At 44.9% G+C, this 23610-nt stretch carries 25 protein-coding genes; 1 reads left to right on the plus strand and 24 read right to left on the minus strand.

Annotated features, from left to right (window positions below):
• Positions 1 to 8 precede the first annotated feature (8 nt).
• The 24 genes from rng to JKP82_RS02895 all read right to left on the minus strand — a co-directional run bounded on the left by rng (position 9) and on the right by JKP82_RS02895 (position 21879).
• A complete protein-coding gene (rng, locus tag JKP82_RS02780; protein WP_013785851.1) occupies positions 9 to 1475 on the minus strand; it encodes a ribonuclease G in 1467 nt (488 codons plus the stop codon).
• Positions 1475 to 2062, minus strand: coding sequence for a Maf family protein (locus tag JKP82_RS02785; RefSeq protein ID WP_159528057.1), 588 nt, complete (start codon positions 2060 to 2062; stop codon positions 1475 to 1477). The genes rng and JKP82_RS02785 overlap by 1 nt, the downstream gene beginning before the upstream one ends.
• Positions 2063 to 2079: 17 nt before the next feature.
• Positions 2080 to 2556: a rod shape-determining protein MreD gene (gene mreD, locus JKP82_RS02790; RefSeq protein WP_041453083.1), complete on the minus strand. Its 477-nt coding sequence runs from the start codon at positions 2554 to 2556 to the stop codon at positions 2080 to 2082.
• Complete coding sequence (gene mreC, locus JKP82_RS02795) at positions 2549 to 3442, minus strand: rod shape-determining protein MreC (protein WP_159528056.1); 894 nt, start codon at positions 3440 to 3442, stop codon at positions 2549 to 2551. The genes mreD and mreC overlap by 8 nt, the downstream gene beginning before the upstream one ends.
• Positions 3443 to 3479: 37 nt before the next feature.
• Positions 3480 to 4523 (minus strand): rod shape-determining protein, encoded by a 1044-nt coding sequence (locus tag JKP82_RS02800; protein WP_013785855.1) that lies wholly within the window; start codon positions 4521 to 4523, stop codon positions 3480 to 3482.
• Between the two features lie 271 nt (positions 4524 to 4794).
• Positions 4795 to 5346 carry a pilus assembly PilX family protein gene (locus JKP82_RS02805; RefSeq protein ID WP_218395762.1) on the minus strand — a complete coding sequence of 184 codons (552 nt, stop codon included), beginning with the start codon at positions 5344 to 5346 and terminating at the stop codon, positions 4795 to 4797.
• The gene (locus JKP82_RS02810) at positions 5336 to 6199 is read right to left on the minus strand and encodes a prepilin-type N-terminal cleavage/methylation domain-containing protein (protein WP_159528054.1); all 864 of its coding nucleotides are present in this window, start codon (positions 6197 to 6199) and stop codon (positions 5336 to 5338) included. The genes JKP82_RS02805 and JKP82_RS02810 overlap by 11 nt, the downstream gene beginning before the upstream one ends.
• Entirely contained in the window at positions 6199 to 6744 is a 546-nt protein-coding gene (locus tag JKP82_RS02815; protein ID WP_218395764.1) for a prepilin-type N-terminal cleavage/methylation domain-containing protein, read from the minus strand. The genes JKP82_RS02810 and JKP82_RS02815 overlap by 1 nt, the downstream gene beginning before the upstream one ends.
• On the minus strand, positions 6734 to 7291 hold the full coding sequence (locus JKP82_RS02820) for a prepilin-type N-terminal cleavage/methylation domain-containing protein (RefSeq protein WP_218395766.1): 558 nt from the start codon (positions 7289 to 7291) through the stop codon (positions 6734 to 6736). The genes JKP82_RS02815 and JKP82_RS02820 overlap by 11 nt, the downstream gene beginning before the upstream one ends.
• A 14-nt stretch (positions 7292 to 7305) precedes the next feature.
• Entirely contained in the window at positions 7306 to 7809 is a 504-nt protein-coding gene (locus JKP82_RS20975) for a type II secretion system protein (RefSeq protein ID WP_218395768.1), read from the minus strand.
• Between the two features lie 107 nt (positions 7810 to 7916).
• On the minus strand, positions 7917 to 8540 hold the full coding sequence (locus JKP82_RS02830; protein ID WP_218395770.1) for a prepilin-type N-terminal cleavage/methylation domain-containing protein: 624 nt from the start codon (positions 8538 to 8540) through the stop codon (positions 7917 to 7919).
• Positions 8541 to 8585: 45 nt separating this feature from the next.
• Positions 8586 to 9104 (minus strand): hypothetical protein, encoded by a 519-nt coding sequence (locus JKP82_RS02835; protein WP_159528049.1) that lies wholly within the window; start codon positions 9102 to 9104, stop codon positions 8586 to 8588.
• An 83-nt stretch (positions 9105 to 9187) separates the two neighbouring features.
• On the minus strand, positions 9188 to 10414 hold the full coding sequence (locus JKP82_RS02840) for a type II secretion system F family protein (RefSeq protein WP_218395772.1): 1227 nt from the start codon (positions 10412 to 10414) through the stop codon (positions 9188 to 9190).
• A gap of 11 nt (positions 10415 to 10425) precedes the next feature.
• A complete protein-coding gene (locus JKP82_RS02845) occupies positions 10426 to 12162 on the minus strand; it encodes a GspE/PulE family protein (protein WP_159528047.1) in 1737 nt (578 codons plus the stop codon).
• Entirely contained in the window at positions 12159 to 13343 is a 1185-nt protein-coding gene (locus tag JKP82_RS02850; RefSeq protein WP_218395773.1) for a tetratricopeptide repeat protein, read from the minus strand. The genes JKP82_RS02845 and JKP82_RS02850 overlap by 4 nt, the downstream gene beginning before the upstream one ends.
• Entirely contained in the window at positions 13340 to 14254 is a 915-nt protein-coding gene (locus JKP82_RS02855; RefSeq protein ID WP_159528045.1) for an ExeA family protein, read from the minus strand. The genes JKP82_RS02850 and JKP82_RS02855 overlap by 4 nt, the downstream gene beginning before the upstream one ends.
• A gap of 2 nt (positions 14255 to 14256) precedes the next feature.
• The gene (gene mshL, locus JKP82_RS02860; protein WP_218395775.1) at positions 14257 to 15927 is read right to left on the minus strand and encodes a pilus (MSHA type) biogenesis protein MshL; all 1671 of its coding nucleotides are present in this window, start codon (positions 15925 to 15927) and stop codon (positions 14257 to 14259) included.
• Between the two features lies 1 nt (position 15928).
• Positions 15929 to 16270: a hypothetical protein gene (locus JKP82_RS02865; RefSeq protein WP_159528043.1), complete on the minus strand. Its 342-nt coding sequence runs from the start codon at positions 16268 to 16270 to the stop codon at positions 15929 to 15931.
• Positions 16263 to 16907, minus strand: coding sequence for a type II secretion system protein GspM (locus JKP82_RS02870; protein WP_159528042.1), 645 nt, complete (start codon positions 16905 to 16907; stop codon positions 16263 to 16265). The genes JKP82_RS02865 and JKP82_RS02870 overlap by 8 nt, the downstream gene beginning before the upstream one ends.
• Positions 16904 to 17533 (minus strand): PilN family protein, encoded by a 630-nt coding sequence (locus JKP82_RS02875; RefSeq protein WP_159528041.1) that lies wholly within the window; start codon positions 17531 to 17533, stop codon positions 16904 to 16906. Before JKP82_RS02875 ends, JKP82_RS02870 begins: the two co-directional genes overlap by 4 nt.
• Entirely contained in the window at positions 17530 to 18495 is a 966-nt protein-coding gene (locus JKP82_RS02880; RefSeq protein ID WP_159528040.1) for a hypothetical protein, read from the minus strand. Before JKP82_RS02880 ends, JKP82_RS02875 begins: the two co-directional genes overlap by 4 nt.
• 92 nt (positions 18496 to 18587) lie before the next feature.
• Positions 18588 to 19136, minus strand: coding sequence for a histidine phosphatase family protein (locus tag JKP82_RS02885; protein WP_218395777.1), 549 nt, complete (start codon positions 19134 to 19136; stop codon positions 18588 to 18590).
• 134 nt (positions 19137 to 19270) lie between these two features.
• Positions 19271 to 20797, minus strand: a complete 1527-nt coding sequence (gene glpD / locus JKP82_RS02890) for a glycerol-3-phosphate dehydrogenase (protein WP_218395779.1) — start codon at positions 20795 to 20797, stop codon at positions 19271 to 19273.
• Between the two features lie 323 nt (positions 20798 to 21120).
• Positions 21121 to 21879 (minus strand): DeoR/GlpR family transcriptional regulator, encoded by a 759-nt coding sequence (locus tag JKP82_RS02895; protein ID WP_159528037.1) that lies wholly within the window; start codon positions 21877 to 21879, stop codon positions 21121 to 21123.
• A 157-nt stretch (positions 21880 to 22036) separates the two neighbouring features.
• On the opposite strand from JKP82_RS02895, the gene glpK reads away from it, so the two are divergent.
• Positions 22037 to 23521 (plus strand): glycerol kinase GlpK, encoded by a 1485-nt coding sequence (gene glpK, locus JKP82_RS02900; protein ID WP_218395781.1) that lies wholly within the window; start codon positions 22037 to 22039, stop codon positions 23519 to 23521.
• The last annotated feature ends 89 nt before the right edge of the window (positions 23522 to 23610 follow it).

Genomic DNA, 23610 nt, shown 5'->3' on the forward strand with positions numbered 1-23610 from the left:
TTAATGCATTACATCATGACGACGTCGTACTTATCCTGGTTGTACAAGGTTTCGGTTTGTACTTTAATTTGCTTCGATACAAACACTTCCAGCTCTGCAAGCATATGCGATTCTTCACCCATTAACGCTTCAACCACTTTCGGAGAAGCATAAACGACAAATTTATCAGCATCGTATGCACGGTTTACACGTACAATTTCACGCATAATTTCAAAGCAGATAGTTTCAACGGTTTTCACCGTACCTCGGCCCTTACATACGGGGCATTCGCCACACAGTATGTGCTCAATACTTTCACGGGTGCGCTTGCGGGTCATTTCTATGAGCCCTAGCGAAGTAAACCCGTGAATATTAATCTTGGCCCTGTCCTTACTTGTCGCCACTTCTAGACTATGTAAGACACGTCTTTTGTGGTCTGGTTCAATCATATCGATAAAGTCGATTAAGATCATACCGCCTAAATTACGTAACCGAAGCTGCCTAGCAATGGCTTGTGTTGCCTCGGTGTTAGTATTAAAGATAGTTTCTTCTAGGTTACGGTGCCCAACAAATGCGCCGGTATTTATATCAATGGTGGTCATGGCTTCGGTTTGATCGATAATCAAATAGCCGCCTGATTTCAAATCGACCCTACGTTCAAGCGCTCGCTGGGTTTCATTTTCAACATCGTGCAAGTCGAATATGGGCCTGTCGCCCGTGTAATATTCCAACTTGCCGTTCATTTCGGGCACGTATTCTTTAGTGAACTGGAACAGCTCCTGAAAAGACAACTTAGAGTCTATTCGAATTCTGTCTAACTCGGTGCCGACAAAATCGCGAAGCACACGGCGCGCCAGCGGTAAATCTTCATACAACACATTGGACTTACGCTTTTTCATCCGCGATTGAATTTTGTCCCACAGTCGGCGTAAAAAGGCGGCATCTTGCTGTAATTCAGCTTTGCCTACCCCTTCAGCTGCGGTTCGTAAAATAAAACCACCGTTTTCATCGCAGAATTCTTGCACAAGTGTTTTCAAACGCTCCCGCTCAGCTTCTTCTTCAATACGCTGAGATACGCCAACATGAGTAACACTTGGCATAAACACTAAATAGCGACTTGGAATAGTAATATCGGTAGTAAGACGAGCGCCTTTGGTACCGATAGGGTCTTTCACCACTTGCACAACAATATCTTGGCCATCTCGAACAAGCTCACGAATGTCTTGTTTTTGAATATGACTGGCTGATACTTCCTCTGCTATTTCGTTGTGAATAACAATATCCGAGGCATGCAGGAAAGCCGCTTTTTCAAGGCCAATATCCACAAATGCGGCTTGCATTCCGGGTAGTACCCGACTAACTTTGCCACGATAGATATTGCCCACTAAGCCACGCTTGGTATGACGCTCTACGTGAATTTCCTGCAATATCCCATTTTCAATGAGAACAACACGAGACTCTGACGGTGTAACATTGATTAGTAGCTCTGCACTCACTACACGACTCCAAATTCTCTAAGTAGCTGCCTTGTTTCATACAAAGGCAATCCAACCACTGCACTAGCACTGCCGTATATTGCTTTTACAAATTGACCGCCAATACCTTGAATGGCGTAACTGCCTGCTTTATCTGCAGGTTCACCTGTGTCCCAGTATGCGTCAATTTCATCGTTCGTCAATGCGGCAAAAGCTACCTTGGTGGTAATAGTTTGTGTCACTTGCTTGGTAGTAGACGCCACACTAATGGCCGTCAGTACTTCATGCTCGTTGTTCGATAGCATTGAAAGAATACGTCTAGCGTCTTCTTTATTTTCTGGCTTACCCAAACTAACCCCGTTAAAGGCAATAAGCGTATCAGAAGCTAGGACCCGTGTACTTTCACTCAGTGCATCTTCACTTTTTAGCCGCGCTAAGGCTGTCTTAGCTTTTTGCTCAGCGAGTCGAGAAACTTGGGCTTCAGGCGTTTCATTAGCAAGGGCTGATTCATCAATATCCACTGGCTTTACTGAATGGGCAATGCCCATCTGATCTAACAGCATGGTACGACGAGGGGAAGCAGAGGCTAAAACCACTGAATAATTCACGATAAGGATCTCATACTTTAACTAATGGAGAACTGACGACGGGTTTTACGAAGTAGCCAAAATACCCACGGCCATAACAACATAGAAGTAAGCACAGGCCACAAGTAATCCAGTTGGAAATAGATGTCTGTGAGTAGGTGCTGCACCCAGAATGTTAGCAAGTGGTACAGCGAAGAAAGCAACCCTATAACAATAGCTTGTTGCCAAACAGAGTAGTTTCGTAGCCGTTGGTAGTTCGCGGCTAAAATATAGATTGAAATACTTAAGCTTAAACTGTGAATACCTAAGGTAGTACCCACCAATATATCTACCGCGACGCCTGTTAAGAAGGCCACGCCCACATTCACTCTGTGGGGAAGCGCCATGCTCCAGTACGCAAGCACAATCAGAACCCAATCAGGGCGGTATAAATCAACCTGAATAGGCAACGGCACGATTTGAAGGACAAGCGCAATCAAAAGCGTGGTGACGATAACCGAATGACGCTTACGAATCATCTTCAGCCTCCTCTTTACTTACCATGTTGCTCTCACTTTCCACATCGCTGTCGATAGGTTTGCCTTCATCAGACCACAAGAGTAACAAGTACTTTAGACGGTCTAATTTGGCCATAGGCATTACGGTTACAATAGAAAATGGGCGACTTTCATCCCGTCGTACTTCTTTAACCGTACCCACGGGGTACCCTTCTGGAAAAATTTTGCCTAAGCCGGAGGAAATCAAAACATCTCCCGCTTTAATATCAACACTATGAGGTACATGCTCTAAATACAGCTCGTTTAGCGCGCCACTGCCAGTGGCAATAAAGCGAATATCATTACGCTGAGAGCGAACAGGAATGGCGTGAGTCACATCGGCAAGTAGTAGCACACGGCTGTTGGTGCTGCCCACTTCCATAACCTGCCCCACTATGCCTTTTTCATCAATGATGGGTTGAGATAAATAAACCCCATCAATGGCCCCCTTGTTGATAACCACCTGCTGGCTATAGGGGTTTTTATCAACCGCCATGAGCTCGGCAACCATTTTACGTAAGTCGTTACGAACAGGCGCATCCAGCAAATGTCTTAGTTGTTTATTTTCTTGAGACAAGGCATCAAACCGCTGGAGCTTCTCGCTCATGAGTAGCAGTTGATTAGTCAGTTTGTCGTTTTCTTCGAGAAGATCTTCGTGGGAGGTCAAGCGCTGGGCGCTTTCGCTTAGCATCAACCGAGGTAAGTTAGCTAAATATTGAAGGGGGCTCATGAATGAATTCAAATAGACCCGAGTCGATTTAAACCCTTCCACTTTGTGATCCACAAAAATAAGTAACGCTGACAAAACAATTGCCAGCGCTAATCTATTATTCAGTGAGGGACCGCGAGTAAAAATAGTATCCATAATACAAAGAAGGCAACCTTAAGGTTGCCTTTCCCGTTTACTCATAACTAAACAGGTCGCCACCGTGTAGGTCAATCATATCGAATGCCTTACCACCGCCACGCGCTACACAAGTTAGCGGATCATCAGCAATAACTACTGGAATGCCCGTTTCTTCCATCAACAACCGATCTAAATCTTTCAGTAATGCGCCACCGCCGGTTAATACCATGCCGCGCTCTGAAATATCAGAAGCGAGTTCTGGTGGAGATTGCTCAAGCGCAACCATAACAGCAGAAACAATACCCGTAAGCGGCTCTTGCAAGGCTTCTAAGATTTCATTGGAGTTCAATGTGAAGCCACGCGGTACACCTTCAGCAAGGTTACGACCACGCACTTCAATTTCACGAACTTCTTCACCCGGGTAAGCTGCACCAATTTCATGCTTAATACGCTCAGCCGTTGCTTCACCAATGAGTGAACCAAAGTTACGACGTACATAGTTAATGATAGCTTCGTCGAACTTATCACCACCGATACGTACCGATGAAGAGTACACAACACCATTAAGTGAAATGATAGCCACTTCAGTTGTACCACCACCAATATCGACCACCATTGAGCCAGTTGCTTCTGATACAGGTAAACCTGCACCAATAGCGGCGGCCATAGGTTCATCAATCAAATACACTTCACGTGCACCTGCACCTAGCGCAGACTCTTTAATGGCTCGGCGCTCTACTTGGGTAGAGCCACATGGAACGCAAACTAAAACACGAGGGCTAGGGCGAAGGAAATTGTTGTCATGCACTTGTTTAATAAAGTGCTGAAGCATTTTCTCTGTTACATAAAAGTCGGCAATAACACCGTCTTTCATAGGGCGAATAGCGCGAATGTTACCAGGTGTTCTACCTAGCATTCGTTTGGCTTCTGCACCTACAGCGGCAACGCTTTTAGGTCCAGCAGCACGCTCTTGGCGAATAGCCACTACAGAGGGTTCGTTGAGTACAATACCTTGGTCTTTAACGTAAATCAGCGTGTTAGCTGTTCCGAGGTCGATGGACAGATCGTTAGAGAACATGCCTCGAAGCTTTTTAAACATGAAAAGTGTATTCCTGTTTCTGTGTTATCGCGTGTTAGCAAGGGTGAGATGACAGCGCTTTAACGTGAAGTCGATGTTTATCCGCACACTTTAACAATGGGGGCATATTTGGGCAAGCAGAGAACCATTTTTTAAACAATTAGGTGGCGATTAAGTGGAAACCCACTGCGCCTTCTACTCACTTATTACCAACGTCTTGTTAAGTGGCTACTTTTAAACCAATATGAATAGACCATCATTTGAACCACAAGTTTCATTCTTGGGCCTATATTTATTGTTCAATCATCATTGAGTCAGTGAACGTGTGCGTTGAGATCAACTCACTAGCTGTACACTGAGCGGTGGAGGAAAAACGATAAAAGTAATAGCCTGCGCCTGCAATCGTCGTATTGGTTGTTTGACAACTGGCTTGATAGGTACACCCTTCGAGGCCGCTTACTTCAGCAAACGAAACGGGACTATTTATGGTGCTGTTACAAGATAGTGGGGTTGCACCTGCTGGGTTTGCCGTGGCCTTTATATGCTCTAAGCCCGCTTTCGTTGCTAGCTGGGCGCGAAAACCTATGTTATCCGCAACTACTTTGTTACCAGTAGAAGAAAGTGACGAGGCCAGCGTTAAACCTAACAGCGCCAGCACTATCATAATAAACAATGCCATGACTAACATACTCCCTTGCTGATGCTTTAGTGAGAGAGCTGAGTGTGAAGCGTCTGACAGTGTCACTCTAAGACGTGGTTTCCCTGTTTTGTTGCTATCAAACTTCAAAATCGCTTTTTGCTCTGAAAGGCTTGAATGTTCCAAGAAGACCAATTTACGGCGCATTTTCAATTGCCACCTCTGTCGTCAGACTTAATACTTCATCGCCTTTTTGGGTTCGTAGCCTCAACATCACCATATTATTAACCCCACCGTTCACACTGCGAACCTGAAAAGGATCATCGTTTGAGGTGCCGCTAGCAGGCGAGGCAGATAATACATTAATAAAGTCCACCCCAAGCCTTGGGCTACTTGCTAAAGCCAAGGGCTGCGATGTGGTAAACCCAGACTCAATCCGGTGAAGTACCGAACTTCTTAAGCAGAAGCTCACTGCCTTTGAGGCGACATAAGCACGGTTAACTAATGATGCTTCAGCAAAGGCATCGTTTACCGTCACCTCAAGGATATCGTCTGTGCTGTCTCTTGTAGCACAATCGCCATCACCGTCATCAGTACAACTTACAATAGGTTGGCGGTAATCATTAGCGGCGTTATAAACATCTAATACGCTTCTAGGTGCGACAATCACAGATGCACTGGTGGTAAAGGGCTGAATATTATCGAGTGCATCTGCAGGAAATAATATATCGATAGTATTTTCAGTGGCTGGCTGAACGGAAATATCACTGTAACCTGTTATCACATCTGCAGGAACGAATTGTAGGCAGTGTTGAGATGATGAGCCCGTTACTCTCACACTGGCAGGCACAGCGTTTTGTAGTTCACGAGCCATACGATTTATGGCAAAAGACGTTTGGGCAACAAGTTGCTCTCTTTCACTTACACCAACAAATACAGACATGCTGCTGGTAATCACTTTTGCAATGCCGGTGGCTATCACACCCATAACCACTAGCACGATAACAAGCTCTACTAACGTAACGCCTCGAACCTTGTTCATTGGTGTGCTATTTGCCATCAGTAATTCCAACGATAACCGCTAAAGACAATGGTTTCATCGTTAGGGGTAAGTACAGACACGCGAATCAATTTGGCATTGCCTGTATAGCTACCCACGCCCGCAGCATCATCAATACCATCAAGGTTATCATCATAAAACACCACTACGTTGAGCTGGTAACCTTGATATAAACTTTGCCCGCTTTGCGTAATGGCTTGCCCTGCACTGTTTCTAATAACGCTGTAGCCGTGGTAATCATCTACATCATCAAAGGTACTGCGAGTTTCACCATTGTCAGGCCCCAAGTTTGCGCTCGTCGTACAGCTAATAGTGTCGCTACATCGCTCTCCGTCGTTATGGCCACTGCTATTTTCATCAAATGCCTTACTGAGTATTTCTCGTTGCAAACCTTGCGCTAAAACAGTAGCCCGGGCTTGAGTAACAGGCGCCACGCTTTGTTGCGCCTGCGCGCCAAGTAAATCAGTAACAATCAGCATGACGATACTGGTCACCACTAAGCCAATCACTATTTCAAGTAGCGTAAAGCCTCGCTCAGCACGCATAAATAAGCCCCTGAGCTTCAACGCAAACACCTACCGTTGCTGTTCCCGTAAAACTCACTCTGCAAATATTTGACGCGCAACTTCCGGTGGCGGTTATTGGCCGACCAAGGTAATCAAAATCAATATAAGAAGGCGAGTCCCCTCCTTCTGAAAAGGTAATAGATACTCCTTTTCCGCCAATTTCGTCACCCCGCGCCGTTAAAAATGTTGGCGCATTAGCGGCAATAGTTGCGCCACAGCTGGTTGATTGATTTGCGTTCACATAGTTAACAACGGTTGGGCCGTAAGCACCGTCACCAGACGAGCTCACAATAGTGCGATAACAATAGCCTGCGCGGTTATCTTGCATGGCCTTACCTTGAATATTTCGCAAGGTAGAGAGAAAACGTGATTGGAGGGAGTATTCTGTGTAGCCATTATCGTCTTGCATTCGCGCAGAAGCGGATACACCTATAATGCCAATAACGACGATGACAATTATGAGCTCAAGGAGCGTAAAGCCAGCGCCTCGGGCTTGACGCTGGCCAGGAACGAGATGCCTGGCCATATGCTAGGTAATATTTAGCAAGCAGTCGAGGTCAATGTGATAGTAGGTGAACCACCCGCTGCCGCATTTCTATATTCAACATAACAATTAACGTTTTCAAAACCGTCAGGGTAAATGCGAGCCCAAGTACCATTTGCACTCACATACCAATCTGTAGTGCCTTGGTCTGCAGTCGTGTTCACCGCACGAATATCCAGGTTCATGTACGAATCTAACTGCACAGTCGTTGTGTTGTTGTTGTCATCAAAATACGTGCTGTACGGGTAGCCATAACGAATGTTGATGTCAGTGCCGTTCACATTGATAGTCGTGTTGGACGATGCAGTCGCGCCAGCAATAATCGCTTTTGCATGAATAGCTTCCGAAGCACTAACCAGAGCACCTTCCACACCTTCGAGCGTGGCAATACGAGCGTCAGTTTGGAAACCTACAAACCGAGGCGCAGCAGTCACCGCTAAAATACCAAGGATAACAATAACTATGACTAGCTCAATAAGGGTAAAACCACGTTGCTGCATAAAATGTCCTTTTATTTCAATTACGTCTATTATTGCAAAAATGACGTTATTAAATATAAAACTTTAGTTTAAAAATCACTAGTTTACGTATAAAACTCAATACTTAGTTATGAGTTTGAATCGTTACTAAAAACGATAACTTGCCCTATCCGTGGGTCGTACAGAAACCCATCGCCTTGCGTATCATTGGTGGGGGTTCTGTTCAGGTTTTTTATAGACTGGCTTAGGTAATAATAGCAAAGGTCATTACCACTTGCGCCGCTGCCACTACTATTTGTCGCAAAGTATCGGTAGCCGTCAAATGGTGACTCTGAAAAACTCGACGTTATGGAAGGCGCACTTTGCATTATTAGGCTAAAAATACTTTCGCAATCTAATGCGGTAATCGCCGTGTCTTGGCTGTTGCCATCACCGTTGAGCAAACCTGTTGGATAACCAGTATCCTGATCAACCGCGACATTAATGCCATCAAGTGTCACAAACGTTTGATTGGTAGACCCATTCTCTTCTGGCCGACCTTCTATTTCCCATTGGGCACGCACAAGCCCTACGCCAGTGGCGAAACCACCTGCAACCCCCTCAACAGTGGCATCTTCGGCTTGCTCAGTAATATCAAGAAAGCGGGGAATGGCCACGGCCGCAAGTAGTCCAAGTAATACGACTACAATCACCAGCTCTATTAGCGTAAAACCCGATTGTTTTCCTGCTATTTGATGCCGTTGTTTTTTCATTTGGACCACCCCAGTTTTTCTCATTATTAAAATTCGGTTTGTTTATTATTGTTCGCCTTCTGGAACCACATCACCACGAAATACAAAGTAATCAAAGTAATCCCCCGCGCTTAAGGAAAATCGGCAACGTGCATTCACGGCTTTATCGTTGACTAGCTCACCACGATAATATTCACCGCGAACATTAAAACCGTTAACTATCATAGGCACAGTTAGCAAAGCGCTCCAAAGGGACTTGCACCCCTGCGTAGACGGTGACACGGCTGGCCATCCCTCATGTCCCATTAAGACAGGCGTGCGTCCAACTTCATTACCTTGCTTATCATAGTGTGTAAGCAGGATGCGGACCGGCCGCCCTTCAGACTGCCACTTCCAATGAGCGGTTACTGCAGACTCTTCCAGCGTCAGCCCTAGCTGCCTGAGCATCTGTGCTTCAAAATTAGCTTCGCTGGTATTTAGTCGCACAATAAAAACGGCCATTAATGAAGCAAACAACGTGATCACTATGATGTTGATAAATATGGATCTGTTATTATTTTTTGCGTCTTCGCTTTTCGTCACCATGTTGCTACCCTTGCTGCTATTACTTTTTAGCAGTCATTAATTGTTCTTAACATACTGTTATAGCACATCTTTAAAATAGGCAGTTATATGCCTTTTATTGCGTTCATCATGTCCCACATGGGAGTAAAAATACCCAGCGCGAGCACCAGTACCATGGCCGCCACAACCACAATTAAAAAGGGCTCAATCTTTGCCGTCAGATTTTTAAGATCGTAGTCAACTTCGCGTTCATAGAACTCCGACGCCTCAACCAATAATTCATCTACGCGGCCTGTTTCTTCACCTACGCGAATCATCTGCATCACCAAAGGTGTAAATAATTCGCTTGCTGCACTTACTCGTGCTAGCCCCTCGCCTTTCTCAATCCGCTCGCGCATCGCAATAATTTTCTGCCCCATATACACATTTCCCACCGCGTCTGAGGTTAAGTTTAGTGCACTGGTCAAGGGGACACCCGCGCGCAACATCATTGAAAAGCTTCGACAATAGCGGCTTAGTAAAGAACGATTAAAAATACTGCCCACGATAGGTAACGACAGCTTGCGTCTATCCCAATTCAAACGTCCGACTTTCGTATTTAATGACCGTCTAACCATGTAGACAATGAATACCCCGGCGGCAATTAACACGTACCAATAGTTCATCAAGAAATCTGATGTGCCAATGAGTGCTCGGGTCATTAAAGGCAACTCGGCATTAAACTTAGAAAACATATCGGCGAATTTTGGGATAACAAAGATATTGAGCACTACAAACGCGCCAGCCAAAGCGATAAGCACAAAGATGGGATAGCGCGTGGCGGCTTTAATTTGTTTACGCGTTTCTTGTTCGCGCTCTAAATAAACCGCCAGTTGAGCAAAGGATTCTTCTAACTGACCTGTGTTTTCGCCCACATGAATAATGCTCACAAACAATTGATTAAAAATTTTAGGGTGCTGGTTTAATCCGGAAGACAAGGTGCGACCTCGCTCTAAACTCACGATAGCATCTTCAAGGGCAAGTTTGAGGCGAATAGAATTACAGGATTCAGCTAAACCAGAAACCGCTTTTAGTAACGGGATACCCGCTTTGGTTAACGAGAACATTTGTCGACAAAAAATAACTAAATCGTCCAAGGTAACTTCAGGAACAAACCAACCTTGCCAGCCAGAAACTACACTTTCTTTTTTATCGCTCATAGGGGCGATGGAAATTGGCGTTACACTACGAGCACGCAACATTGCCGCTGCACTTCCTGCATCGTTGGCGTCTAACTCTCCTTCGGTAAGGGCGCCGTTTCTTTCGCGCCCTTTGTAGCTAAACCGTGCCATCTATCATTGCCTTATTGCGCTGTTGTGTCGTCAGTGGTTTTAGAAGAGGGAGCATCTTGGGCTACCATCTCAACCAATTTTAAGACCTCTTCTACACTGGTCACGCCCATTTTTGCGTAAGTCAAGGCTGATTGGGGCAAAGAGCGATAGCCCGCGCTTTTAGACGCTGCATCACTAAACCCTTGGATATCACTGGATTTTAAATAACTCATCATGTTTTCAGTCATTTCGAGTAATTCAAAAACCCCAATTCGCCCTCTGTATCCCGTTTGGTTGCATTTCTGACAGCCACGCCCTTGTTTAAAGGCAACGTCTGCAGCATTTTCATCAATACCGTTCAACCACACCCTTTCATCATCCGTTGGCGTATAAGAGGTAGTACAATTATCACAAATTCGACGTACCAAACGTTGAGCAATAATGCCTCGAAGGGAACTTGCTACCAAGTAACCGGGCGCTCCCATATCGAGTAAGCGCACTACACTGGATATAGCATCGTTGGTATGCAGGGTGGAGAGTACTAAGTGACCGGTCAATGCGCCACGAAGCCCAATTTCTACTGTTTCTTGATCTCGCATTTCCCCCACCATAATAATATCGGGGTCTTGTCGAAGTGTGGTTCTAAGTATATTCGAAAAAGTCAGGTTTATTTTAGGGTTCACTTGCACCTGATTAATGCGGGGTAAGCGATACTCCACCGGATCTTCTACAGTAATAATTTTCGACTTCGCCGTATTTAATTCGCTCAACGCACCATACAAGGTAGTCGTTTTGCCTGAACCGGTAGGCCCGGTAACCAAAATCATCCCATGAGGACGTCGTAATAAATTTCGTAAGCGGGTTAACTGCGATGAAGGCATGCCGGTTTGTTCAAGGGTCAGTATCCCTGCAGACTGATCAAGCAAACGCATGACCACAGACTCACCACCTTGTACAGGCATGGTGGACAAGCGCACGTCTATTTTGTGCCCTTTAACTTTAATTTGAGTGCGGCCATCTTGCGGTAGACGCTTTTCGGAAATATCTAGCCCCGCCATCAGTTTTAAGCGCAGTACTAACGCCGCCGCTATGCTTTTCTCGGGAATCACTGTTTCTTGTAAAACCCCATCTACCCGCTGTCGTATTCTCAACTGACTTTCATCAGGTTCTATGTGAATATCTGACGCTTTTGCTATCACAGCATCTTCAAAGATAGATTGCAGTAAGCGAGCCACTGTTGTGTCTTGATCGCCCGCACCACCGAGATCTATATTAAAGTTATCTTCGGTATCGTATTCTTCTGCCAGTTCTTGGGCAAAACTCGCAATTTCTTGGGTTTTTCGATAGAACGTATCGTAGGCAGTAAATAGCTGTTGTTCGCTTACTACGGCAAGTTCAATTTGCCTGTTAAGCGTTTCTGAAAGGTGATCGACCGCGGTTAAATCGGCCGGATCTGACATGGCAACAAGCAGGGAATCACCCTTATCATCAATAACCAGTGCGCGATATCGTCTCGCTTGAATTTCAGGTAAAAGCAGTACGGCTTGTTGATTTACGCGGTACTGATCGATATCGATAAGCGGAACATTTAAATGCCGCGATAACAACTCAAGCATTTGGTGTTCCGTCACCAACCCCATTGAAATCAACGTGGCGCCTAACTTTCGGCCCGTACTTTTTTGCTCAGACAATGCCGTCATTAGCTCATCAGCACTGATCAAGTTGTGCTGAACAAGAAGGTCGCCAAGGCGAATTCTGGGTTTATTCATTTTACTACATCCCGAAGCCGAGCTATGCGCTCTTGCACATAGTGGTGTACATCTGGTGATAGTGCCTGCTGCGTATCAATCTGAACCACTTGAGAGTAAGCACTTAACGCCAGTGCAGATTGATGCAGACTGTCAGCACTTATACCAGCACCTAGCCACCACTTGGGCTCTAAAGGTCGCCGCTTAGTTAACGCTAAATAATCATTAAGTGACTTATCGAACGCGCCATGTTGCTGCTGTAAATTCGCTCTAAAACTAAGTAGCTCAATAGACAATGGGTTGCTGGGTGAAGCAACAGCGTCACTTGCGTTTTGTATCGCTATCTTGGTTAGGCCTTGTTTTACATACAAACGCGACAACATAAGGCGAACACTGTGATCGTCCGGTGAGCTCACAAGCATCCGTTGTAATAAGGTTTGCGCTTGTTCTACTTGGCCGCTGGCAAAGAGTAACGACGCTAGCTTCTTCTTAGCCCCAGTATCGCTTGGGTCGCTTTGTACTTTCTGCTGCATCAACCCGATGGCTTCGTTGTAGTCATTATTGGCAAGGGCCAAGCGCACCTGCTCTTCTATCGCAGGCGCGTTGTTTTTGTTATCAACCTGCTTTGAAAAACGCGACTCTGTCGCCCCCTCGACTGTTTTAGAGTTATTTTCTTGCTTCGTTGTAGGCTTCACTGCAGAGGTCGTAGTAGGGGTAGTATCAGGCTTGGTATCTGGGTTAGTTGCAACAAACGATCCTGTGCTTTTTTGAGGAAAGCTAGCGCTTTGATGTTCACGCAGGGTGACTTTGGCAATTTGTGCAGACGACTGTTGCGCTATTTGTGGTGAAGTCTGCAGAGAATTATTCGTGTCGTCCTTTTGCGCCCCCCTAGCCTTACCACTTATTGGTACCGTAGTTTCAGTGCTTGATTGACTACTTTCTATCGGCAAGTTTGCCGAGCGTTGTTGTGTTGATGGAGCCTTGTCTGTATATGTAGTCGGCATTGATACCGCAGATGAAACCGATGACACGGGCTTAAGCAGCACCCACGCGACTAACGCAACGGTCACGCAAACCAACACCACCACAACAATAGTCAGCGAACTTACTGACTTTTTCTGTGGCGCCTCATATCGGGCTTGTGATTGTTCAACGCCCTCGCGAGCCTCTAAATCTTTCAGCATTTTATTCACAACACTCACGCCATGCTCCCAAACTCGAGCATACTGGCAAAGGTAACAGAAACCACCACACCGGCCGCTACCAGAGAAGGCCACAGGGCAAGAGAAGCGTACCAAGGCAGTGTAGTGGCTTCGGTGTCGGCAATAGCCAGCTTGATATGCGATACATCCACTTTGTACTTGCCTTCGCCGTACGCCAGCATCATGGCCTTATGACACAATACGTTGACCAGTCTTGGCGTCCCCTTCGTAGCCATAAACATTAGCCGGCAACATGCTAAATCGAACACCTCTTCTCCTGTGTGCCCTGCTACGACTAAGCGATGTTTTACATAATGGTATATTTGGTCGGTATCCATGTGCGACAGCGAATAACTGAATGTAATACGCTGCTTTAGCTGTCGCAGTTCCGGCATCGAAAGCTTTTGATTGAGCTCTGGCTGCCCAAATAGCACCACCTGCAATAATTTGCGGCTTTCTGTCTCCAAATTCGTCATTAAACGCAGCGCTTCAATACTTTCTACTGGTAACGCTTGCGCTTCATCAATCACCAAAACAGCGCTTCGCTGCTGGGCATTAATATCGATAAGTCGCTCTTGAATACAGTGAGTGAAACGCTGCTGATCGCAGGTTTGCCCAATATCCACTCCAAGCTCGCTTGCCACTGCACGGCGCAGTTCATCTGGGCTTAGAAGAGGGTTAGGAATATAGGCTGATTGAAAATGCGCGGGTAATTCATTAAGAAATTTCCGACAAATAAGGGTTTTACCTGTACCGACTTCGCCAGTCACTTTAATAAAACCTTCACCAGATTTAAGCGCAGTGAGTAACACCTCGCTGGCTTCAATATGGCTGGGTAGGCCGTAAAAAAAGCTGGTATTTGGCGTTAAAGTAAACGGTAGCTCTCTCATGCCAAAATGATACAAATACATACTTAATCCACATACAACCAATCCACCATGTTTTGGCGACTGGTTTCAAGTTGCTGTTCGAACGTGTCGTGTCCTACAACAGTGGGTTTGAGTAAAATAATGAGTTCTTTTTTTGTTTCGCTAACTTGGCGATTCTTGAACAATTCGCCAAACAACGGAATGTCACCCAGTATTGGCGTTTTTGATACCACATCAGTTTGACTGGTTTGCATCAAGCCGCCTATCACCACTATTTCGCCAGAGCCCGCACGTATTATAGTATCTGACTCTCGAATGGTGCTTTGTGCCAATGGTAATACAATTTGCTCATCATCCATGGTCACGACTTTCTGCTGCTCAGCAGTTTCAATAACCGATGGGTGAACATGTAATAGTACCGTGCCTTTGTCATCGATTTGTGGAGTCACATCTAGCGCAATGCCCGAGAAAAAGGGCGTAAGTTCAATATCCGGTGATATAGACGTAGTAGTGCTAGTTACCGTGCTATCGCTTGACACATCAGTGACAAAATATTCATCGTCTCCCACTTTTATAACCGCTTTTTGGTTATTAATAGCGGTCACCCGTGGGCTAGAAAGTACTTGTACATTGCCTTGAGTAGACAGTAATGACAGCACTCCAGAGAAGTCTTTGTTCAAAAATGCGAGGCTTGTCACCCCCCCCAAGGTAGCGCTGATATCATTGCCTAAAGTACCTGCAGTGGTTGAAAGTGAAAAGTCTGTATTGCCTGTGTTGGCCAATATTTCATTCCAATTAATACCTTGCTGGTAACCGTCATTCAGTTCCACTTCTAAAATACGGGCTTCCAAAATAACTTGCTTGGTTAAGTTAGCCTCTGAGATTTTCAAAAAGCGGCGTATATCAGACAATTCGTCAGGCATAGCCCGCACAGTAACTAAGCTGGCTTGCGGAGTAACAAATACAGCGCGACCGCTTTCTTTGCCTACCATAGCTTCAAGACTAACCTTCAAGTCGGCCCAGAAGTCTGTTTCGGTGCGAGTGTTTATGGTTGTGCCATTCGGGTTAGTGTTGTTTTGGCTTCCGTAACTATCGGAACTACTGAAGTTGCCGCTGTACGAGCCCGAAGAACCATTGTTGTTATTTTGATTGTTGTTTTGCGTTACACCGCCGGAGGTAATACTGGTTTGGGTTGCGCCATTTCGCTGCATGTAAAGGTAATTTACGGCAAAGGTTTCAGTACGCATACCTGCAGCCCGCACTTTGAAAACCGTTCCTGAGCGAGCAATGTCGTAGCCATATAGGTCACTTAGTAATGACATAACTTCATCCATTGTGACTTGCTTAAGTTGCAGCGATACCGCCCCAGATACTTGTGGATGAATAGCAACACTGTAAGGCGTACCTTCGACCAAACCAGCGAAAAATGCGCTTATAGGCACGTTTTGCGCGTTTACGTCAAAACGTTGTGGGCCAAACAAACTGTTAGTTGAAGACACACTTTCGGGTTCTGCCAATGCCGCAGATACTGCAGAGGGAATGGGAGCCGGAGTATTTAACTGTGAAGATTTACGCGCTTTTTCTGCATCAATTTGTTCTTGTAAGTCTTGTTCAACCTCTGACACAAGCTGCTTTTGAGGCTCAGACGTACTCTGACAACCGGCCATCACTAACGCTATGCTTAGTAAACCAAACAGACGGGGTAACTTGCCCATTTTACAGATCCTCTGATACATTTTTTTTAATTATTGTTATTGGCGCTAAAGACAATACAGTTCGTACGGGCTTGGCATGATGCGTTTTCAAAATTACAACGGTATTCTTGGTTATGCTTTCTACTTTTCCCTCGGCGATATTATCCCCTTCTCTGACCACTTTATTGTTAATTATGGCGTGTTTACTTTGTGCAGAATACATAATTGCACTTAAAGAAAATTCCCCTTGCTGAATAGCACCAATGCCCTTCATTTTGGTATTGCCAGGGCGAGTTGGGTCTTGCTGTGCAAACAACACAAATGAGCTAAGGGTTAGTACTAACGTTAGTATTAGTTTAAACACGGATAAATGTCCTTTGCGTGCTCACGGTATAAAACTCTATCGTCACTTTTCCGTTTGGGTAATCGCTGACTTGGTAATCCATCGCTTCCCAATAAAGCTTTATATTTTCTTTTTGCGCACGTTGAAGAAAATCTCTGATATCAAAATAACTACCGCTGAAAGTAAGGGTTAGGCCATGTCGGTAAAGCGTAAGCGCCGATAAGTCTTCACGTCCAGCAAAGATATTAACAGGGGCAATAGTTGTCATAGATTCCAAGCGCACTTGTTGTGCATCTTCAAACATTCTACTAACCAAAGCCGGCATTTCATCAGGGGTGACTAAGGTTTTAAGTTCATCTCTAAATCGCTGTTCCAATACCGCATCATTTTCTTTTATTTCCGCAATGCTTGATACCAAGGCCTTATCGGGATCCTCATTTAGTGCCTCGAGGTAAATTTCCAACTGTTGGCCTAACGAAAAGGTCTGCGTTGCTTCAGACGCGAGCCTTCTTTCCAGCGATTGCGACTTTTTCCAAAGTGGCTCGATGAAAAATGTGAAACCAATGAGTACTATCACCACTAAGCCAGCGACGAAGAGCATGATGAGTTCACGGGAGCTCATGGCGGCTAATTTATTGTTCAAGCTATCTCTACTCATTCTGGTAACACCTCAGCCTCTTCTTTGGCTGGCTCACTGAGTAACTCAAAAGACAACACGCCATTTGTATTGCCATCTTCGTTGATATCTCTGCTTAATTTTATGACTTCAAATTCTTTTTCTTCAAAGTAAGTACGGTTTCCTAGTCGTTTTAACCAAGCAGGAAGTGCGCTTGGGTCATTTACCTTCCCGTATACTGACAATCCCTCACTGTGTACCACAAATCGCGTTAGCCAAAGAGAGCCATCAGCGACATCGGCAAAGCCATTCATAGCTTGGTAAAATGGCGATTGCTCTCGTGTTTCTTGCCCGCTCAATTCTTCAATAAGTAATGTTTTTTGGATTACCGAAAGGTTTAACGTCTCAAGCTGCTTAGATAAAGCATCTGATGGTTTTCTTTCGGCTAATTGAGATTTCGCCGTGGCTAAGTCTTCATCAACTTGGATAGTTCGCTCCTGGGCTTGACTCAGCGCTTCACTTTGCTTTTGAACCGTTGCGCTCAACTTCATCGTAACCAACACCACTATTAGCAATGTGAGCAACCACACTACGAGCATTGTGCCTACGTTCAACCAGCGAAACTCCGGTTTAAACTCTGGCCAATAGAGGTTAATCCGATGTCTCATTTTAGCCCTCCTGCACTACTCAGTGTAGGAGGCGCAATAGGTTGTGGTGCCAAAGCACAAAACGCAGCACTTAAGCTCACTAAGTTCAGCCGATAAATATCAATCTCTTCGCTTGCTTGAATAGGAGAAATTAACTGATCGATTTCTGCCGGAATTAACTGGCTAAGCTGCATCTTAAGCGTAGTAGAATGCGGGGAGTCTAACCGAAATAAAACCGACCGGATGGGCGGTTGGCGCAACTGACTTTCAAAGTGGTCCATTGAGCGCTGAATTTGCACACCCAAATTATCGAGCAACCCCATTTCCAACTCTTCTTTAGAGAACGAGCCTATATTTTCAAACCCTTTTAGCCGCCGAGAAGAGTAAAGGTTACCGTCCTTAACGACATTCAAAACCACTTCTTCGCCTGCTTCTTGTGTTAGCAATACGGTGGCTCCTTCCATCGATGGTACGAGCTCGCACAGTGCTAATTCAGCAGTCGTGATTTCTTTTAGGGTGACGTCAGCAGATTGAATATGGCTGACAACGTCAGCGATAACAGCGCGAGGAAGTGCGAATACGTTTACCTTATTGGTTCCTGCAAGTGGTACCGGTAAATCTACATAATCAAATACATATGATTTGTCGCTACCTAATATTTCAGCAACAGACCACTGCAGTGCACCGTGAACTTCGCCTTCCTCTACATGAGGGCGGTCTAGCTGCAACGCGTTGTACCAACTGTGTGACAAACACACGCAGGTTGAGATACCAAGGAGCTTTTTTTCCTTTAGCCAACCATGAAGCTTTTCACCCCACTTTTCTGGAGTTACCGTTTCTTCGGCCACTAAAACTATTGAATTTTGCTCACGCTTTACGATACAGAAGGATACCGACTCAGCATCAACAGAAACGCCGAGTACATGGTGCTTGGGAACACGTCTAAATTTCTGCGTTAGGTATTGGCGCCATCCAATGTGCATTGTAAAATCTTTGACCAAAAATAATAGTGTTATTACAACAAAGTAATAACAATAGCACCAGTAGACGAAAGTTGTTTATTTTTAAGAATATTTCAATTTTTTATTAGGCGAGTTACGCCCCAATATCCGTTATTTTTTTCCGTTATTTCCCAGCCTTTTTTAGCGAGAAAAACGCGAATATAACGATTACTCATACCATGTCCAAACACAACGATATGAGAATGTTTTTCTGCTTTCTTTTCGAGCTCATTTGCAGCTTTACACACCCGTTTTTTAGCTTCAACAAAAGACTCAAACCGCCCTGCTTTACCACAAAACCACATTAACCTGTTCAGTAAAACCCAATGCCACGCCTTTAATCTTAGCGGTAACCTGTAATAAGGAATATCCATTTCTTTTAACTCTGGAATCACATCCACTGCGGGCTTGCCCATATAATAGTTCGCTGAAAGCTGCGCTCTTTTAAGCGGGCTAGCAATGACGTGATGCGTAGAAAAATGGCGCTTTTCATCTGGATAATAGGCATTGTCTAAAGGTGACTGATTGTATTGGCGTACCCAATTGGTAAATTCACCCGCACTTAATTTATTATTGTGAGCAGACAACGGCTTTCCGTGCCGAATTAGAATTATTTCCTTCATTCTATCTTCCTCTTTCTTAATAACTTTAAAAACCAGTTGGCCAAATATATCGCCGTTTTTAAGCATCTTGAACATAAAAAAGCCCGCATTTTATCAACACAAAATGCGGGCTTTTAAGATTGTATAGTGAATATCTACGCAGATTGCTGCATTTCGACACTATTAGAAATACGGCTCGCAATGTAGCTTTGTAAGCTAACTTGCTCACTTTGACTCAACCGCAAACCATGTTTAGTACGGCGCCAAATGACGTCTTCAAGGGACATTGCCCACTCGTGGTTAATAAGGTAGTCAACTTCAGCTTGGTACATGTCGGCGCCAAAGTTCTCCCCCATGTTATCAAGACCGTTTTTGCCTTCAAGGAACTTAGTACACAGCATGCCGTATTGACGCGCATAGCGAACACCTACCGATTCAGGTAACCATGGGTAATCTTTTTGTAGCTGTTTAACCAAATCTGTTTTATTAGTAAAAGCGCCACCTGGAAGTGGTACATCTTTGGTCCAGGCTTTGCCTGCCTTTGGAAACAAACTAGTTAGCTTATCTACCGCATGCTCGGCCAGTTTCCTATAGGTAGTAATTTTTCCACCGAAAATATTAAGCAATATTGGCGAAGACTCAGAGCCGCTTAGCTCTACTTTGTAATCGCGAGTTAGCTCTTGCGCAGACGCATTTTTTTCTTCAAGCAACGGGCGAACGCCACTGTAACTATGAACAATATCGCTTTCGTCGACTTTCGTTTTGAAGTATGTATTAACAACATCAATAAGATATTCAGTTTCAGCTTCAGAAATAGCGACTTGCGATGGCTCACCAACATAATTCTCATCGGTAGTGCCAACGAGGGAAAAGTCGTCTTCATAAGGAATAACGAAAACAATACGGCCATCTTTATTTTGAAGAATATAAGCCTCATCGGTGCCGTAAAGTTTAGGCACAATAAAGTGACTGCCCTTCACCATACGCATTGCATTCGGATTTTTGGTGTCGGCAAGTCTATCAAGAAAAGAAACAGCCCATGGGCCGGCAGCATTAACCACAGCCTTCGCATTAATTGTAAACGTTTTCCCTAATGAGTCTTTTAAAGTGGCTTTCCATAACTTATCTTGTTTTTCTGCACTAACACATTCAGTTCGGGTATAAATGCTAGCGCCTTGATCTTGCGCCGCTAATGCATTCAATACCACTAAACGAGCATCGTCTACCCAACCATCCGAATATTCAAAACACGTTGTAATATCATTAACCAAGGGGCTTGTAGGCGACGTAGATATTTTCTTCGAGCGTGGTAATACATTACGCTTAGCTAACGAATCGTATAAGAACAAGCCGATACGAATCATCCATGCCGGACGAAGATGTTTTTGATGGGGTAAACGAAAACGCAAAGGCCACATAATATGTGGGGCTTTTTCTAATAGCACTTCACGCTCTGCGAGTGCTTCTTTTACAAGACGGAACTCATAGTGCTCTAAATAGCGTAAACCACCGTGAATTAATTTACTGCTAGATGAAGACGTTGCACCTGCAAGATCGCCTTTTTCACATAATGCTACCGAAAGTCCGCGACCGGCCGCATCTAATGCAACTCCGGCACCATTTACACCGCCGCCAACCACTAATACGTCAACGGTTTGTGTACTATTTGTATTCTGTGTCATGTTCTTGCCCCTTTCGGCATCACTAGCATGCTGGCTATTTGACAACCAAAAAGAAAACATGTCAACACAAAACGAACATTAACGAACATTGATGTGCAATTTTAACTTACGTTATTGAAGTGCTTTCATACAAAAACATCTCTTTATGGAATTATCTTTTCGCAGATGATCGGTTGTAATCATATAGACATAAGCTTACTTATCCGAAGCAGTGAATACGTAACTAACAAGGAAGTTAGCCTTTGTTACAGTGCTAAGTTTAGTGCCGAGATGTGCAGGTAGGTGTTAGACCGTCAGTTAGTACAATGGAGCAAGTTGTGCGCTTACGCCTTAATGAAACTAATGTTGTTTTCGTCAATAATTTTTTGAATAGCGGGAGGGGGAGTTTGCTCGCATACCAGGCAATCTACCTGAGAGATATGCCCTTGTTCGACCATGGCTCTGCGCTCAAACTTACTATAGTCTGCCGCAAGAATGACGTGTTGGGTATGTTCCAATATCGCTTGCGATACCTTTACTTCTCTAAAGTCAAAATCGAGCAATGCACCATCGGCGCTAATACCACTTATCCCTATAATGCCGTAATCCATTCGAAATTGACTGATGAAGTCGCAGGTTGCTTCCCCAATGATACCGCCATCTCGGTAACGCACTTCGCCTGCGGCGATAATAACCGAGAAGTCTTCTTTGGCAGAAAGAATAGTCGCGACATGAATGTTATTCGTTACCACGTGCAAGTTTTTATGATTAAGCAACTTGCTTGCGATCATCTCGGTGGTAGTGCCAATATTTATAAATAAAGAAGCCCCGTCGGGGATCATGCTAGCCACTGCCTCAGCGATTCTTTCTTTTACTTCGCTGTTTTGTGTTTTGCGTTCTTGATAAGGGGTATTTTCCCAACTTCGATTGAGCCCAGCACCACCATGGTATCGACTAACAATACCGGCCTCGGCGAGCTGGTTAAGATCGCGGCGAATAGTTTGGGGGGTAACGTCACAGCGAGTGACCAAGTCGTCAATAGACATGAAGCCATTTTGTTTGATAAAGCTAACAATTTTTTCGTGTCTTTGCGTTTGGTTCATTGGGTGATTCCTTGTGGCGATTTAGCCATTATACGTGGTTCACCTTTGCCTGCCTATGGCAATTCGAACACCCAAATGTTCGTTTTCGAAAATATAGCATTGTTAAACAGGTGTAAATGGTGCAAACTCTTAGCAAATTATGTTCAGGAGACGTGTCATGGGCCAATACATTCTTGCCATAGACCAAGGAACCACGAGTTCACGTAGCATTATCTTTGCGCCAGACGGCGCCATTGTAGCCGTTGCGCAACAAGAGTTTTCTCAGAAATACCCTCAAGATGGATGGGTTGAGCATGATCCTGAAGAAATTTGGGAAAGCGTAACCACCACCATGAAGCAGGTGTTTGATAAGTGCTCGTTATCACCTGAAGATATCGCTACGGTTGGCATCACTAACCAACGCGAAACCACATTGGTTTGGAACAAAGACACAGGAAAGCCCGTGTACCCAGCCATTGTATGGCAAGACAGACGTACCGCTCAGCAATGTCGAGAGCTCGATGACGATGAAAGTTTGGTGGCGCATATCACAGAATCCACAGGTTTGTTGCTAGACCCTTATTTTTCAGCCTCTAAATTGGCGTGGATCTTAGATAATGTAGAGGGTGCTAGAGAACAAGCCGAAGCAGGCGAGCTTCTTTTTGGTACGGTGGACACCTTCTTAATTTGGCGTTTAACCAATGGCGAATCACATAAAACCGATGCCACGAATGCTTCACGCACCATGCTGTTCGATATTAATGAACAATGCTGGAACGAGCGATTACTCAGCACTTTTAATATACCCAAAACAATGCTTCCTGAAGTCATGGATTGCGCTGATGAATTCGGGACTATTAGTCAAGATATTATTGGTCAAGCTATTCCAATTCAAGGCGTTGCGGGCGATCAACAAGCTGCATTAGTAGGCCAAGCTTGCTTCGAAAAAGGCATGGCAAAGAGTACTTATGGTACGGGTTGCTTCATGATTTTGAATACAGGCGACAAGCCTCTTCAATCTAAGAACCGCCTACTAACTACGGTAGGCTATCGTTTAAGCGGGAAAACCACATACGCCTTAGAAGGCAGCATCTTCATGGCAGGCGCTACCGTACAATGGTTACGAGATGGCTTGAAGCTGATTGACGATGCTTCCGAAACCGAAGCCTTGGCGCAAAGAGCACGACAAGATAATGGTGTTTTCCTTGTTCCAGCATTTACCGGATTAGGTGCACCTTATTGGGATCCCGATGCACGAGGCGCAATTTTAGGCCTAACTCGAGACACCGGTATTAGCGAAATTGTTGCCGCGGGTTTGCAATCGGTATGCTATCAAACCAAAGACTTACAAAAGGCCATGGAAAGTGATGGTGCACGGCCAACAACTATCCGCGTAGACGGCGGGATGTCTCGAAACGATTGGGTAATGGGCTTCTTGTCTGATGTATTAGGCGCCGAAGTTGAACGCCCTGAAATTACCGAAACCACCGCGCTTGGCGCCGCATTCCTTGCTGGCCTTCAAGCTGGCATATTTTCGTCGGTAGATTCCCTTACCGAGTGCTGGAAAAGTGACAGTATTTTCACTCCTCGGCTTTCAAAAGAAGAGCGTGACAAGGCCTATGACGGTTGGAAAAACGCCGTTGCTCGCATTCGCTGCAGTTAATTTACTCCTCCCTTATATGGCGCGGTAATAAACCGCGCTTTTAATATAAAAAAATATTTTTATAACATTGTCATTACAATGTAAATTTG

Origin of the sequence: Alteromonas lipotrueae (assembly GCF_019249215.1) — a bacterium.
In the GTDB taxonomy this organism is placed as follows: domain Bacteria; phylum Pseudomonadota; class Gammaproteobacteria; order Enterobacterales; family Alteromonadaceae; genus Alteromonas; species Alteromonas lipotrueae.

What these genes read in the sequence shown, in the direction of transcription:
- mreC (WP_159528056.1), bottom strand. Translation starts at nt 3,442, where the DNA reads ATGGATACTATTTTTACTCGCGGTCCCTCACTGAATAATAGATTAGCG.
- JKP82_RS02800 (WP_013785855.1), bottom strand. Translation starts at nt 4,523, where the DNA reads ATGTTTAAAAAGCTTCGAGGCATGTTCTCTAACGATCTGTCCATCGAC.
- JKP82_RS02805 (WP_218395762.1), bottom strand. Translation starts at nt 5,346, where the DNA reads ATGCGCCGTAAATTGGTCTTCTTGGAACATTCAAGCCTTTCAGAGCAA.
- JKP82_RS02810 (WP_159528054.1), bottom strand. Translation starts at nt 6,199, where the DNA reads ATGGCAAATAGCACACCAATGAACAAGGTTCGAGGCGTTACGTTAGTA.
- JKP82_RS02815 (WP_218395764.1), bottom strand. Translation starts at nt 6,744, where the DNA reads ATGCGTGCTGAGCGAGGCTTTACGCTACTTGAAATAGTGATTGGCTTA.
- JKP82_RS02820 (WP_218395766.1), bottom strand. Translation starts at nt 7,291, where the DNA reads ATGGCCAGGCATCTCGTTCCTGGCCAGCGTCAAGCCCGAGGCGCTGGC.
- JKP82_RS20975 (WP_218395768.1), bottom strand. Translation starts at nt 7,809, where the DNA reads ATGCAGCAACGTGGTTTTACCCTTATTGAGCTAGTCATAGTTATTGTT.
- JKP82_RS02830 (WP_218395770.1), bottom strand. Translation starts at nt 8,540, where the DNA reads ATGAAAAAACAACGGCATCAAATAGCAGGAAAACAATCGGGTTTTACG.
- JKP82_RS02835 (WP_159528049.1), bottom strand. Translation starts at nt 9,104, where the DNA reads ATGGTGACGAAAAGCGAAGACGCAAAAAATAATAACAGATCCATATTT.
- JKP82_RS02840 (WP_218395772.1), bottom strand. Translation starts at nt 10,414, where the DNA reads ATGGCACGGTTTAGCTACAAAGGGCGCGAAAGAAACGGCGCCCTTACC.
- JKP82_RS02845 (WP_159528047.1), bottom strand. Translation starts at nt 12,162, where the DNA reads ATGAATAAACCCAGAATTCGCCTTGGCGACCTTCTTGTTCAGCACAAC.
- JKP82_RS02855 (WP_159528045.1), bottom strand. Translation starts at nt 14,254, where the DNA reads ATGTATTTGTATCATTTTGGCATGAGAGAGCTACCGTTTACTTTAACG.
- mshL (WP_218395775.1), bottom strand. Translation starts at nt 15,927, where the DNA reads ATGGGCAAGTTACCCCGTCTGTTTGGTTTACTAAGCATAGCGTTAGTG.
- JKP82_RS02870 (WP_159528042.1), bottom strand. Translation starts at nt 16,907, where the DNA reads ATGAGTAGAGATAGCTTGAACAATAAATTAGCCGCCATGAGCTCCCGT.
- JKP82_RS02875 (WP_159528041.1), bottom strand. Translation starts at nt 17,533, where the DNA reads ATGAGACATCGGATTAACCTCTATTGGCCAGAGTTTAAACCGGAGTTT.
- JKP82_RS02880 (WP_159528040.1), bottom strand. Translation starts at nt 18,495, where the DNA reads ATGCACATTGGATGGCGCCAATACCTAACGCAGAAATTTAGACGTGTT.
- JKP82_RS02885 (WP_218395777.1), bottom strand. Translation starts at nt 19,136, where the DNA reads ATGAAGGAAATAATTCTAATTCGGCACGGAAAGCCGTTGTCTGCTCAC.
- glpD (WP_218395779.1), bottom strand. Translation starts at nt 20,797, where the DNA reads ATGACACAGAATACAAATAGTACACAAACCGTTGACGTATTAGTGGTT.
- JKP82_RS02895 (WP_159528037.1), bottom strand. Translation starts at nt 21,879, where the DNA reads ATGAACCAAACGCAAAGACACGAAAAAATTGTTAGCTTTATCAAACAA.
- glpK (WP_218395781.1), top strand. Translation starts at nt 22,037, where the DNA reads ATGGGCCAATACATTCTTGCCATAGACCAAGGAACCACGAGTTCACGT.